Source organism: Ruegeria sp. BHSC037 (assembly GCF_059613045.1).
Window position 1 is genome coordinate 51,478 of sequence record NZ_JBXWRT010000012.1, and the last position, 13,129, is coordinate 64,606.

Consider the following 13,129-nt stretch of genomic DNA (forward strand, 5'->3'; position numbering starts at 1 on the left):
GTGTTTTCCAAACAGCTATAGGGTTCGCGGGCGGAGTGCCAGTCACGGAAAGATGAGAATGGATTGGAAACACGAGATTTCGGCGGCGGCCCATAGGATTGCCGGTCATGCGCAGGTGACGCCGGTCATGACCAGTGCTGGTCTGGGGCTGGGCTATCCCGTCGAGCTGAAGCTGGAGCACCTGCAGCACACCGGCAGTTTCAAGGCGCGCGGCGCCTTCAACACTTTGCTGAGCACGGATGTGCCCGCGGCCGGAGTGGTGGCGGCATCGGGCGGGAATCACGGTGCGGCTGCGGCCTATGCCGCGCGGGCGCTGGGCCATCCGGCCAAGATCTTCGTGCCCGAGATGGCCGGTCCGTCCAAGATCGCCCTGATCGAACGCATCGGGGCCGATCTGAGCGTCGTGCCGGGCGAATATGCCAATGCCCTGACGATGGCGCGTGAACACGAAGACCGAACGGGTGCGATGCAGATACATGCCTATGACGCGCCCGCAACGGTGGCCGGGCAGGGTACCTGTTTCGCCGAATGGGACAGCCAAGGCTTGCAGGCCGATACCATATTGGTGGCGGTGGGCGGCGGCGGGCTGATCGCGGGGGCGCTGGCCTGGTTTCAGGGCGCGCGCAAGGTCGTTGCGGTCGAGCCGGAAACGTCACGTGCGTTGAACGCCGCGTTGCAGGCCGGTGCGCCGGTGGATGTTCCGGTGTCGGGTATCGCTGCCAACGCGCTGGGCGCGCGGCGGATCGGCGACATCTGTTTTGGGCTGGCAAAGGGGATGACGTCGGTGCTGGTCAGCGACGATGCGATCGCCGAGGCGCAGCAGCGCCTGTGGCAGGCGCACCGTATTCTGGTCGAGCCGGCGGGCGCGACGGCACTCGCGGCTCTGACCTCGGGCGTTTACACGCCGGAACCCGGCGAGCGGGTCGCGGTTCTGGTCTGCGGGGGCAATATCGCACCTGATCCTCTCACCGCTTGAATTTGCGCCTTGAGGGCCGAGCCTTGGGATTATAGATAAAATCCCATGACCGCCACGATTGCAGATTCCATCTATGCCCGGCTCAGCCAGCGCATCATCACGGGCGAGCTGCCCGCGGGTGAGAAACTGCGGCAGGACCATATCGCGCGGGCGTTCGACACCAGCCATGTCCCGGTGCGCGAGGCGCTGTTGCGGCTTCAGGCGCATGGTCTGGCCCACAGCGAACCACGGCGCGGCATGCGTGTCACCGCGCTGGACCCGGCCGAGGTGCGCGAGGTGATCGAGATGCGCGTGGCCCTGGAATCGCTGGCCCTGCAACATGCGATCCAGAATTTGACACCGGCGGATCTCAAGGCGGCCGACAAGGCCCGCATCGCCTGCGACGAGGCCCAGGACATGCCAACATGGGAAACCCGGAACCGCGCCTTCCACCGGGCGATCCTGACACCCTGTGCGCGGCCGCGCCTGCTGCATACGATCGACGATCTGCACATCGCCAGCGCCCGCCATCTGTTCGCCCATTGGCGTCATCGCTGGGTCCAGCGGAAAGACACCGACCACGCCGCCATCGTGCAGGCGATGAAGCGCCGCGATACCGCCACGGCCACAGCGATTCTGGTGCGCCATATCCGCCGCGCCAGCTGAGACCGGCGGGTTTTGGCACCGGGTGGCCGCAAATGGCCCCGCCAACGTCGCATTGCGCATTGGCCCCGGCTTTCATATAGGCAACACCAACCAAACGAGAGTCAGCACGGAGTAACCCCATGTCCAACGCCCAACTGGAAACCGCCATCGAGGCCGCATGGGAGGCCCGCGACACGATCACGCCCGCCACCACCGGTGAACAGCGCGAAGCGATCGAGGACACTTTGAACGCGCTGGACAGCGGCGCGCTGCGGGTCGCAGAGAAGCAGGCCGATGGCAGCTGGCATGTGAACCAGTGGGCCAAGAAGGCGGTCCTGCTGGGCTTTCGCATCAAGGACATGGAAATCCAGTCCGGAGGCCCGCAAGGTGGCGGCTGGTGGGACAAGGTCGACAGCAAGTTCGCCGGCTGGGGTGAAAACCAGTGGCGCGCGGCCGGTTTCCGCGCTGTGCCCAACTGCGTGGTGCGCAAGTCGGCCTATATCGCGCCGGGCGTGGTACTGATGCCGTCTTTCGTGAACCTCGGCGCCTATGTGGACGAAGGCACCATGGTCGACACTTGGGCCACGGTCGGTTCCTGCGCGCAGATCGGCAAGAACGTCCACCTGTCCGGTGGCGTCGGCATTGGCGGCGTTCTGGAGCCCATGCAGGCCGGCCCGACTATCATCGAGGACAACTGCTTCATCGGCGCCCGCTCCGAGGTGGTCGAGGGCTGCATCATCCGCGAAGGCTCGGTTCTGGGCATGGGCGTCTATATCGGCCAGTCCACCAAGATCGTGGATCGCGAGACTGGCGAGGTGTTCTATGGCGAGGTGCCGCCTTATTCGGTGGTGGTGTCCGGCTCGATGCCGTCGAAGAACGGGATCAACCTGTACTGCGCGGTGATCGTGAAGCGGGTCGATGAGAAGACCCGTTCGAAGACCGGGATCAACGAGCTGCTGCGCGATTGATCGTAGACGTCGTTCAATGTTCCGAAGGTCGCGGCTCTGGTCCGCGGCCTTTTTTGTTCGGCAGGGTCGGACCTATCCCGCCTTGTAGTCGGCGAGATCCTCGGGCGCGTGCAGCAGGGTGCCTTCGTATTTCGGTAAATCATCGCGCAGATCCAGCCAGGGCAGCTTGCTTTGATAATTGACGTGAAAGGTTGGCGCAAAGTCTGAAGGGTCTTCCAGCGAGGTCGCGTACAGATGCATCCCGCCCTCATAGTGGTCGGCCTCGAACCCCATCGGAGAGCCACACGTGGCGCAGAAATGACGCTGGACGCCGTTCGAACTGGCGAAAGTACGCGGTGTTGCGGCGGTCCATCGGAAATTGCGTGAGGGTACGCCCAACCACGCGACCACGGGCGCGGCGCAATTGCGGCGGCAATCATCACAATGGCAATAGCAACTCCAGGTCTCGGCGCCCTCAAATTCCCAGCGTGTTTCACCGCACAGGCAGCGGCCGCGTTTGGTCATGATGTCCTCCGTCGTTTTTCGCGACCAGTCTGACTGGACGGTGGGCTTGAGCGCGTCAAAAAACGACACGGCATCCGGGAACCGCGTCGAGCTGCCATGCTTGACCATCGACCGGCCCCCGGCTAAGGCCCACGGCATGGAAAAGCAAAAGAAACCCTCGCGCCAGCAGGTCTATACTCTGTTGGTTCAGATTGGTCGCAAGGATGGCGACGGCCTGCCCGAAGGCGCCACCGGCGCGGCGCTCATGTGCTATGCCAGCGGCGTGGACGAGGCCGAGGCCGTGCGCGAAACCGTGGCCATTCTCAAGCAGGCCGATACGGCCCCGCTGGACGTCACCGGCTATGGGACCCTGGCCGAGCGCGAGGCGCAGGGGCACGAGATCGACCCGGACGAACGCACGCTGATGCAGAGGGCGCTGGATGAAAACGCGGTGATCGTGGCGCAGATGACACCGTTTTTCGGCGACAAGCCCGAAGGCAGCTAGCGCCGCGCGCCGAACCACTTGCGATAGATCTGGTCGTAGGTGCCGTTCTCGCGCAACGTGAGCAGCACCCGGTTGACGTCTTCGTCCAGCGGTGACCCGGTCGGGAACAGGATGCCGTAGTTCTCGCGCAGGAAGACGCCGCCGGTCATTGCCGCAATCTTGCGCCCCTCGTGGGTGGCAAAATAGGACAGGATCGGCGCGTCAAACACGACGGCATCAAGGTCCCCATCCCTGAACGCGGTCAACATGCCGTCGAGGTCATCATAGCCGACGAATTCGATCTCGCGCCGGTTCAGGAAACTGGCGGCGGTCGAGCCCGAGATCGTGCCGACCTGTTTGCCGTACAGGTCGTTGACCGAGTTGATGTTGCTGGTGATCGCGTCCACCGTCATCACCGAGGTGATCCGCGCGGTGAACACGGATACGATGAACAGCGAGGACACGACCAGCACCACACCCAGAATGCGTCCGAAGGGGGTGCGGGGCATGCGCTCTTCGAACCCGCCATTGACCACCAGGTTCAGCGCCCACCAGAAGGACGGGAACCAGGCCTCGTTCAGGTCGCGGTCGAAATAGGGTTGGGATCGGCGTTCGAATCCCCACATCAGCATGCCGCCACCCAGCAGGATGGCAAAGGCCAGCCCGATGGCGATGAACAGCTCGCGCGACAGCAGCGCCTGCATCAGGGACGGGCTGCGCGCCGCGTCGGAGGGCACCATGATCTGCAGACCGGCCTCGAAGATCGGCTGGCTAAAATCCATTCGGGCTTCGCGGTCGGCGGTGATCGAGATGTTGGCGATGGCCATGTCCGCCTCGCCGTTTTCGACCGCCGACAGCATGTCGCCGAACGTGTCCATGCGGACGACCGTATATTCCCAGCCCAGCTCCTCGGCCAGTGCGGCCAGCAGATCCATTGAAAACCCGGTATCCACGCCCTCGACTTCATACGAGAACGGTGAGCGGTCCACCGTCGCGACCGTCAGAGTTTCGGCTTGGCTGGCTTGTGCAAGGGCTGCCATGGTCAGGCAGATCAATGCGAAAAGGGCGCGCGTCATGGGGTATTCACCTGTTTCGCGGCCCTCTAGCTCAATTTGGCGTGCTGCGGCAAGGCCGTCGCAAGGTCATCACCTCAGAATTCTTTGTCCCGCATTTTCGGGCCGGATCGCCGGAAAACCGTAGATCGGGGTTGGCATCGCCACCAATTCGTTGAATCTGTGCGGTATCCCGTCCCACGCCGAAACCGCGAGGCCCCCGAATGACCGACCCCGTAGACCTGACCGCAGACCTGATCCGTTGCCCCTCGGTCACACCCGAGGAAGGCGGGGCGCTGGTTCTGCTGGAAGAAATCCTGTCGCGGGCCGGTTTCACCTGCACGCGGGTGGACCGCGGTGGCGTCTGCAACCTGTTCGCCCGGTGGGGCGACAAGGGGCATGCGCGCAGTTTCGGGTTCAACGGGCATACCGATGTGGTGCCGGTGGGCGATGAGGCCGCATGGACCCGCCCGCCGTTCGGCGCGGAAATCCATGATGGCATTCTGTACGGCCGGGGCGCGACCGACATGAAATCGGGGGTTGCGGCTTTTGTTGCGGCGGCGGTGGATTTCGTGCGCGACACTCCGCCGGACGGGGCAATCATCCTGACCATCACGGGGGATGAGGAAGGCGATGCGGTGGACGGCACCACCGCGCTGCTGGACTACATGCAGGCGCAGGACGAGCGGATGTCAGTCTGTCTTGTGGGCGAGCCGACCTGCCCCAACGAGATGGGCGAGATGATGAAGATCGGCCGCCGCGGGTCGATGACCGCTTGGTTCGAGGTGACGGGCGTGCAGGGCCATTCGGCCTATCCGCATCGCGCCAGAAACCCGGTGCCCGCTCTGGCGCGGCTGATGGATCGGTTGGCCAGTCACGAACTGGATCGGGGGACGGACCATTTCGACGCCTCGACCCTTGCTGTGGTCACGATGGACACCGGCAACGAGGCCACCAACGTCATTCCGGCCCAGTGCCGTGGCGCGGTGAACATCCGGTTCAACGACCTGCATACAGGCGTCAGCCTCAGCAACTGGCTGAAGGCGCAGGCAGCCAACGTGGCGGCGGAGTTCGGCGTGCAGATCGACACGCGGATCAAGGTCTCGGGCGAAAGCTTTCTGACGCCTCCGGGGCCGCTGTCGGATCTTGTGGCCCGGGCCGTCGAGGCCGAGACCGGCCGCTGGCCCGAGCTGTCCACGACCGGCGGCACCTCGGACGCGCGGTTCATCAAGGATCACTGCCCCGTGGTCGAGTTCGGCCTGGTCGGTCGCACCATGCACCAAGTGGACGAATCCGTCCCGGTCGAGCAGGTCCGCCAGCTCAAGGCGATCTATGCCCGGATCCTGGCCGACTATTTCACCTGAGCGATTGATGCGCCCGGCCGCTTTTTGGTCATGACGCGGTCGTATAGGCATGCTAGGCGGACATCATGAAACGCATACCGACCAAGCAGGAGATCCTCGACTGGATCTCGGCGAACCTCACGCTCACTTCGAAACGCGACATTGCCAAGGCCTTTGGCATCAAGGGCGCGGACCGGATCGACCTGAAACGGATCCTCAAGGAGCTTGAGGCCGAGGGCCATCTTGAAAAGCGCAAGCGCAGCTATCGAGACCCGGACCGCCTGCCGCCGGTCAGCGTGTTGCAGGTCAAGGCGCCGAACGCCGATGGCGACCTGTTCGCGCGACCGATGGAATGGCATGGAGAAGGGGTCGAGCCGATCGTGCTGATTATATCCCGCGCCAGCGACCCGGCGCTGGGCGAAGGTGACCGCATCCTTGCCCGCCTGACCCAGGTGCATGCAGAAGACCACAATTACGAGGCCCGCCTGATCCGCCGCATCGGCGCCAATCCGCGCCGGGTCGTCGGGATTTTCCGCAAGGGCGCCGAGGGCGGGCGGATCGTGCCGATCGACAAGGCCGGATCGACCGAATGGCTGGTGGCCGAAGGTGCGGCGCTGGGCGCCAAGGATGGCGAATTGGTCGAGGCCGAGCAGGCCGGGCCGAAAAACCGTATGGGGCTGCCGCGCGCGCGCATCGTGGAACGGCTGGGCGATCCGTCCGCGCCCAAGGCGGTGTCGCTGATCGCGATCCACCAGCACGGCATCCCGGACGATTTTCCCGATGACGTGATCGCCGAGGCCGACCTGGCCAAGCCCGTCGGGCTGAAAGGGCGCGAGGATCTGCGGGACATCCCGCTGGTGACCATCGACCCGTCGGACGCGCGCGACCGTGACGACGCCTGCCATGCCCATCCTGACGACGACCCGAAAAACCCGGGCGGCCACGTGATCTGGGTCGCCATTGCCGATGTGGCCGCCTATGTGCGCCCCGGCAGTGCACTGAACCGCGAGGCGCGAAAGCGGGGCAACTCGACCTATTTCCCCGACCGCGTCGTGCCGATGCTGCCGGATCGTCTGTCGGGTGATCTGTGTTCGCTGCACGAAGGCGTGCCGCGCGCTTGTATCGCAGTGCGGATGCGGATCGATGCAAACGGCAACAAGATCGACCACCGCTTTGTGCGCGGGCTGATGCGCTCGGGCGCGTCTCTGAACTATGCCGAGGTGCAGGCGGCCATCGACGGCACCCCCAATGACCGCACCGGCCCGCTAATGGAGAGCGTTCTGAAACCGCTCTTTGCCGCGTATGGCGCGCTGAAGACGGCCCGCAACGAACGTCAGCCGCTGGACCTTGACCTGCCGGAACGCAAGATCGTGCTGAACGACAAGGGCGGGGTCGAAAGCGTGGCCTTCCGCGAGCGGCTAGACGCGCACCGGCTGATCGAGGAATTCATGATTCTGGCCAACGTGTCCGCGGCCGAGACGCTGATCGCCAAGCGCAGCCCGCTTCTGTTCCGGGTGCACGAGGAGCCGGCGCCTGAAAAGCTGGAAAGCCTGCGCGAAACGGCACAGGCCGCTGGGCTGAATCTGGCCAAGGGGCAGGTGTTGCAGACCCGTCACCTGAACGCGCTGCTGAATGCCGCCGCCGGCACCGAGGATGCCGAGTTGATCAATCTCAGCACATTGCGGTCGATGGCGCAGGCCTATTACAGCCCCGAAAACTTTGGCCATTTCGGGCTGGCGCTGCGTAACTACGCGCATTTCACCTCGCCCATCCGCCGCTATGCCGACCTGATCGTGCACCGGGCGCTGATCTCGGCCCATGGCTGGGGCAAGGACGGTCTGACCGCCGACGAGATCGAGCGTCTGGAGGAGATCGCCACCCATATCTCGGATACCGAGCGCCGCTCGATGATGGCCGAGCGCGACACGACTGACCGCTATCTGGCGGCCTATCTGAGCGAGCGCGTCGGCAACGAGTTCACCGGCCGCATCAGCGGCATCGCCCGGTTCGGGGCCTTCGTCAAACTGGATGAAACCGGGGCCGACGGGCTGGTGCCGGTGCGGTCGCTGGGGCGCGAGTTCTTCCATTTCGACGCTGAAGCCGGCACCCTGATGGGAGCCGATACCGGCCTGACCATCGCCATCGGTCAGCGTGTCACCGTGCGCCTGACCGAGGCCACGCCGGTGACCGGCGGGCTGGAACTGGAGCTGCTGTCCATCGACGATCAGCCGATGCCACGTGGGGGCGGCCGTGGAAAGCCGGGTCGTCCGACGCGGCGCAAGGCGGTCAGCACCAAGCGCAAGAAGGACAAGATCAAGCGCAAGGTCGAGCGCAAACGCCGTCAGCGGTGATGGTGCGCAGCGCCTTGCAAAGGAACGCTTTGTGAATTTCCGGATTCGGGTTACCCTGAGCGCGAGCAGTCATCAGGAAAACCTGAATCATGAAATATGTGTGTGGCTTTTTGGCCGCCGCAGTTTGGGCATCCAGCTTGCAGGCGGAGACGACCAACCTTTCCCTTGGGCCAGCAGACGCCAGGGTTCAACTGGCCTCGGCCGATCTGACCGCGTCGCTAAGGCCGGTGCCAAGGCCCGCCCACGGCGCGCATCGTGTGGTGGCGGTAAATCCCCGGTTCGAGGTCTGGCTTGGCGCGTTCCAACGCCGGGCCTTGGCGCAGGGGATCAGCCAGGCCACGTTGAACCGCGCGCTGAGCGGCGTGACCCAAGACCCTGACATAATCAGACGCGACCGCAACCAGGCCGAGTTTTCCAAGCCGATCTGGGAGTATCTGGACTCGGCCGTCTCGGACCAGCGCATCGCCAACGGGCGCAAGGCGCTGGAACGGCATCGCCGTGTTCTCGACCGGATCGAGGCGCGATACGGGGTCGAGAAAGAGGTCGTCGTGGCCGTCTGGGGGCTTGAGACGTCCTTCGGCAGCTTCCGGGGCAGCTCGCCTACGATCCGATCGCTGGCGACCTTGGCTTTTGACGGGCGGCGGGCGGAGTTCTTTGAAACCCAGCTGCTGGCCGCACTGCAAATCCTGCAGGCGGGCGACGTGCGCCCCGAGGCGATGACCGGCAGTTGGGCCGGGGCCATGGGGCACACGCAGTTCATGCCGACCTCATATCTGGAACACGCGGTGGATTTCGACGGCGACGGCCGGCGCGACATCTGGTCGGACGATCCCACAGATGCGCTGGCCTCGACTGCGGCCTATCTTGCGCGCTTCGGCTGGACCGAGGGCCAACCCTGGGGCGTCGAGGTACGCCTGCCGGCGGGGTTCGACTATGCCCAGGCCAGCCGCGAAATCACCCGGTTGCCCTCGGACTGGGCGGCGTTGGGGGTTCGGGCGGCGGATGGGCGGGCGATTGCCGATTATGGACCGGCTTCGATCCTGCTGCCGGCGGGCAGCAATGGCGTGGCCCTGATGATCTTTGACAATTTCAGCGTGATCGAGCGCTACAATGGCGCCGATGCCTATGTCATCGGCATTGGCCACCTGTCGGACCGGCTGGCCGGGCAAGGCCCGTTCCGCGCCAACTGGCCGCGCGACGACCGGGTGCTGAGCTTTGCCGAACGCAAGGAACTGCAACTGCGCCTGACCCTTGCCGGGTTCGACACGCAGGCCATCGACGGACGGATCGGTCCGAACACCATCAATGCGCTGCGGGCCTATCAGGTGGCACGCGGACTGGTGCCCGATGGCTATGCCACCGTGCAATTGCTGGAACGGATGCGCTGAACGAAAAAGGGCGGCCGCGTCGGGCCGCCCGTTTGCGATGTTTCCGTGAAATCAGGAGGCCGCTTTCATCAGGCCCTGGGCGATGATCTCGGCCTGCGCCTCGTCCAGCGACTTGTAGATGCGCACGAACATCTCGTCGATATCGGCCGGGGTCAGAATCAGCGGCGGCGAAATGATCATCCGGTCGCCCACATGGCGCATGATCAGGTTGTTGGCAAAGCAGCGATCGCGGCAGATGTACCCGACCGTGCCCGGATCGGAGGCGAACTTGGCCCGGCTGGCCTTGTCCGGCGTCAGCGCGATCGAGGCCATCATGCCCACGATCTTGGCCTCACCGACCAGCGGGTGCTCGACCAGCGCCTCCCATTTCTGTTTCAGATAGGGGGCCGCGACATCGCGCACATGCTCGACGATCTTTTCTTCTTCCAGAATGCGCAGGTTTTCCAGCGCAACGGCCGCTGCGACGGGGTGGCCCGAATAGGTATAGCCGTGGTTGAACTCGGTCCCGCCGATCACCTCGGCGATCTCGTCATTGACGATCGAGCCGCCGATTGGCGCATAGCCCGAGCTGAGCCCTTTGGCGATGGTCATGATATGCGGGCGGATGTTCATGGTCTGCGAGCCGAACCAGCTTCCGGTGCGACCAAAGCCGCAGATCACCTCGTCGGCGATCAGCAGGATATCGTACTTGTCGCAGATGCGCTGGATTTCCGGCCAGTAGGTGTCGGGCGCGACGATCACGCCGCCCGCGCCCTGGACTGGCTCGGCGATGAAGGCGGCGACGCGGTCTTCGCCCAGTTCCAGAATCGCCTCTTCCAGCTCGCGCGCGCGGGCCAGGCCAAATTCCTCGGGCGTCATGTCGCCGCCCTCGGCCCACCAGTTGGGCTGGTTGATGTGGTGGATGTTCGGGATCGGGATGCCGCCCTGTGCGTGCATGCCGGCCATGCCGCCCAGCGACGCCGACCCGACGGTCGAGCCGTGATAGGCGTTGCGGCGGCTGATGATGATGTTCTTGTTCGGATGGCCCTTTTCCGCCCAATAGGTGCGAACCAGACGGATGTTGGTGTCATTGGCCTCGGACCCGCCGGCGGCGAAGAAGACATGGTTCAGGTCGCCTGGCGCCAGCTCGGCCAGTTTGGCCGCCAGCGCGATGGCCGGGACATGGGTCGTTTTGAAGAAGGTGTTGTAGTAGGGCAGTTCGCGCATCTGGCGTGCCGCCACCTCGGCCAACTCGTCGCGGCCATAGCCGACGTTCACACACCACAGACCGGCCATGGCGTCCAGAATTTCTTCGCCCTCGCTGTCGGTCAGATAGACACCCTTGGCACGGGTGATGACGCGGGCGCCTTCCTTACCCAGGGCATTATTGGCCGAAAACGGGTGAAGGTGGTGCGCCGCGTCCAGCGCCTGCAACTCGGCGGTCGGCATGTGGTTGGTGATGGTCGGCATCGGGAGGTTCTCCTGCAACAGCGGTTGGCGGCCAGAATATGATCAAATTTTTTCCTGTCAATCGACTTGGGCGCTCTCAGTCGTCCGCCAATGCCTCGGCCATCAGCTCCATGCCCTGTTCGATGTCTTGCGTCGTTGCTTTTGCGACCTTTTCCGCGTCACCCGCCCGCAACGCGCCGATGATATCCTTGTGCCGATCCGGCAGGCTTTGGGTGCCGAACCGCCCGCAGACGACGCGCAACGAAGGACCGAATCGCAGCCACAGACGCTCGGCCAGGTCCTTGAGGATCGGGGCGTTCGCGTGGTCATACAGCTTTTCGTGGAAGGCGTGGTTCAGACGCAGGTAGCCGCTGACATCACCATCCGCGATCATGCGATCCAGACGCCGGTCGATTTGCTCCAGATGGTCGATGTCCGCTGTGGTCATTCTGCTGGCCGCGCGACGGGAAAGTTCTGATTCCACGGCGTTTCTGGCAAAAATCATCTGTTCGACATCCGCCGCCGTCAGCAGCGGAACGCTGACCCGGCGGTTGCCCTGAAAAATCAGCGCGCCATCCGAGATCAGGCGGCGGATCGCTTCGCGCACCGGGGTCATGCCGACCCCCAGTGATTCGGTCAGGCCCTGGATCGTGACCGGCTGGCCGGGTACCAGTTCGCCGAACAGGATCTGTGACCGCAACGTCCGATACACCTGTTCATGCGCCGGTGCCTTCTGCGCTCCGTCATCGACCCCGGATGCCTTATTTTTGATCAAATCCAAGTGTTTCACCTCGATCCCGATGGTCCTGACTTGTCAGGTTTGCTGCCGCGTGAAACCATACGACGGATCGACGGAAAACGCAAAACTTGATCAAATCTAAAAAAACGGGATGATACCCCTACACTTGCAGGGAGAAGAAAATGAAAATCAGAACGCTGACGATGACGGCGATCGCCGCCTTGGGGACGTCGGCCGCATTCGCGGAAGAGGTGCGCGTCTACAACTGGTCGGATTACATCGACGAAGAATTGCTGACCAAGTTCGAGGAAGAAACGGGCCTGACCCTGATCTACGACGTGTTCGACAGCAACGAGGTTCTAGAAACCAAGATGCTGGCCGGCGGGTCGGGCTATGACGTGGTGGTGCCTTCGGGCACGTTCCTGCAACGGCAGATCCAGGCCGGTGCGTTTCAGAAGCTGGACAAATCCAAGCTGCCGAACCTGGCCAACTTGTGGGACGTGATCGAGGAGCGCACGGCGCAGTATGACCCGGGCAACGAATACGCCATCAACTATATGTGGGGCACCACCGGAATCGGGGTGAACGTGGGCAAGGTTCAGGAAGCGCTGGGCGAGGACGCCCCCATCGACAGCTGGGACCTGGTGTTCAATCCGGCGAACATGGAAAAGCTGGCCGGCTGCGGCGTGCATTTCCTGGACGCGCCGGCCGAGATGATCCCGGCCGCGCTGAAATATATCGGTGAAGACCCCGACAGCCAGGATCCGGACGTGATCGCCAAGGCCGAGGGCGTTTTCATGGCGGTGCGTCCCCACATCCAGAAGTTCCACAGCAGCGAATACATCAACGCGCTGGCCAATGGCGACATCTGCGTGGCCGTGGGCTGGTCGGGCGACGTTCTGCAGGCCCGCGACCGGGCGGACGAGGCCGACAACGGCGTGACAATCGCCTATCACGCGCCCAAGGAAGGCGCGCAGATGTGGTTCGACCAGATGGCGATTCCGGTGGATGCGCCCAACCCGGACGGTGCGCACAAGTTCCTGAACTTCATCATGGACGCCGAGAACATGGCGGCGGCCACGAACTATGTCTACTACGCCAACGGCAACAAGGCCTCGCAGGAGTTCATCCTGCCCGAGATCCTGGAAGACCCGGCGATCTATCCGCCCGCCGACGCGTTGGAGAACCTGTTCACCACCCGGCCCTATCCGGCCAAGGTGCAGCGGGTCGTGACCCGTCTGTGGACCAAGATCAAGTCGGGCACCTGATCAGGTGCTCGGGCGCAAGGCGGCG

Annotated in this window: 12 protein-coding genes; 8 read left to right on the forward strand and 4 right to left on the reverse strand. The window is 64.0% G+C overall.

Annotation, left to right across the window (positions count from 1 at the left end; translation table 11 throughout):
- Positions 1–58 precede the first annotated feature (58 nt).
- From AC2FMN_RS12795 to dapD, 3 genes are all read left to right on the forward strand, one after another.
- Positions 59–976 carry a threonine/serine dehydratase gene (locus AC2FMN_RS12795; protein ID WP_496688600.1) on the forward strand — a complete coding sequence of 306 codons (918 nt, stop codon included), beginning with the start codon at positions 59–61 and terminating at the stop codon, positions 974–976.
- 45 nt (positions 977–1,021) lie between these two features.
- Complete coding sequence (locus AC2FMN_RS12800) at positions 1,022–1,621, forward strand: GntR family transcriptional regulator (protein WP_496680721.1); 600 nt, start codon at positions 1,022–1,024, stop codon at positions 1,619–1,621.
- A 119-nt stretch (positions 1,622–1,740) separates the two neighbouring features.
- The gene (dapD, locus tag AC2FMN_RS12805) at positions 1,741–2,568 is read left to right on the forward strand and encodes a 2,3,4,5-tetrahydropyridine-2,6-dicarboxylate N-succinyltransferase (protein WP_170364205.1); all 828 of its coding nucleotides are present in this window, start codon (positions 1,741–1,743) and stop codon (positions 2,566–2,568) included.
- Positions 2,569–2,640: 72 nt separating this feature from the next.
- Here the strand turns inward: dapD and AC2FMN_RS12810 are convergent, their stop codons facing one another.
- Positions 2,641–3,180 (reverse strand): GFA family protein, encoded by a 540-nt coding sequence (locus AC2FMN_RS12810; RefSeq protein WP_496688602.1) that lies wholly within the window; start codon positions 3,178–3,180, stop codon positions 2,641–2,643.
- 28 nt (positions 3,181–3,208) lie between these two features.
- Here AC2FMN_RS12810 and AC2FMN_RS12815 point away from each other — a divergent pair, with 28 nt between their 5' ends.
- Entirely contained in the window at positions 3,209–3,556 is a 348-nt protein-coding gene (locus AC2FMN_RS12815; RefSeq protein ID WP_496688604.1) for a DUF8846 family protein, read from the forward strand.
- Here the strand turns inward: AC2FMN_RS12815 and AC2FMN_RS12820 are convergent.
- Entirely contained in the window at positions 3,553–4,611 is a 1,059-nt protein-coding gene (locus AC2FMN_RS12820; RefSeq protein WP_496688606.1) for a transporter substrate-binding domain-containing protein, read from the reverse strand. The two genes, AC2FMN_RS12815 and AC2FMN_RS12820, sit on opposite strands and share 4 nt — an antisense overlap.
- A gap of 200 nt (positions 4,612–4,811) precedes the next feature.
- Here AC2FMN_RS12820 and dapE point away from each other — a divergent pair, with 200 nt between their 5' ends.
- The 3 genes from dapE (at position 4,812) to AC2FMN_RS12835 (ending at position 9,669) form a co-directional block, all read left to right on the forward strand.
- Entirely contained in the window at positions 4,812–5,951 is a 1,140-nt protein-coding gene (gene dapE, locus AC2FMN_RS12825) for a succinyl-diaminopimelate desuccinylase (RefSeq protein ID WP_496688608.1), read from the forward strand.
- 65 nt (positions 5,952–6,016) lie between these two features.
- Positions 6,017–8,281 carry a ribonuclease R gene (gene rnr / locus AC2FMN_RS12830; protein WP_496688609.1) on the forward strand — a complete coding sequence of 755 codons (2,265 nt, stop codon included), beginning with the start codon at positions 6,017–6,019 and terminating at the stop codon, positions 8,279–8,281.
- A gap of 89 nt (positions 8,282–8,370) precedes the next feature.
- Complete coding sequence (locus tag AC2FMN_RS12835) at positions 8,371–9,669, forward strand: lytic murein transglycosylase (protein ID WP_496688611.1); 1,299 nt, start codon at positions 8,371–8,373, stop codon at positions 9,667–9,669.
- 51 nt (positions 9,670–9,720) lie between these two features.
- Here the strand turns inward: AC2FMN_RS12835 and AC2FMN_RS12840 are convergent, their stop codons facing one another.
- Together AC2FMN_RS12840 and AC2FMN_RS12845 are read right to left on the reverse strand one after the other, a co-directional pair.
- The gene (locus AC2FMN_RS12840) at positions 9,721–11,118 is read right to left on the reverse strand and encodes an aspartate aminotransferase family protein (protein WP_496688613.1); all 1,398 of its coding nucleotides are present in this window, start codon (positions 11,116–11,118) and stop codon (positions 9,721–9,723) included.
- Positions 11,119–11,194: 76 nt separating this feature from the next.
- Positions 11,195–11,878 (reverse strand): GntR family transcriptional regulator, encoded by a 684-nt coding sequence (locus AC2FMN_RS12845; protein ID WP_496688615.1) that lies wholly within the window; start codon positions 11,876–11,878, stop codon positions 11,195–11,197.
- 140 nt (positions 11,879–12,018) lie between these two features.
- Here AC2FMN_RS12845 and AC2FMN_RS12850 point away from each other — a divergent pair, with 140 nt between their 5' ends.
- Positions 12,019–13,104, forward strand: a complete 1,086-nt coding sequence (locus AC2FMN_RS12850) for a polyamine ABC transporter substrate-binding protein (RefSeq protein WP_496688616.1) — start codon at positions 12,019–12,021, stop codon at positions 13,102–13,104.
- The last annotated feature ends 25 nt before the right edge of the window (positions 13,105–13,129 follow it).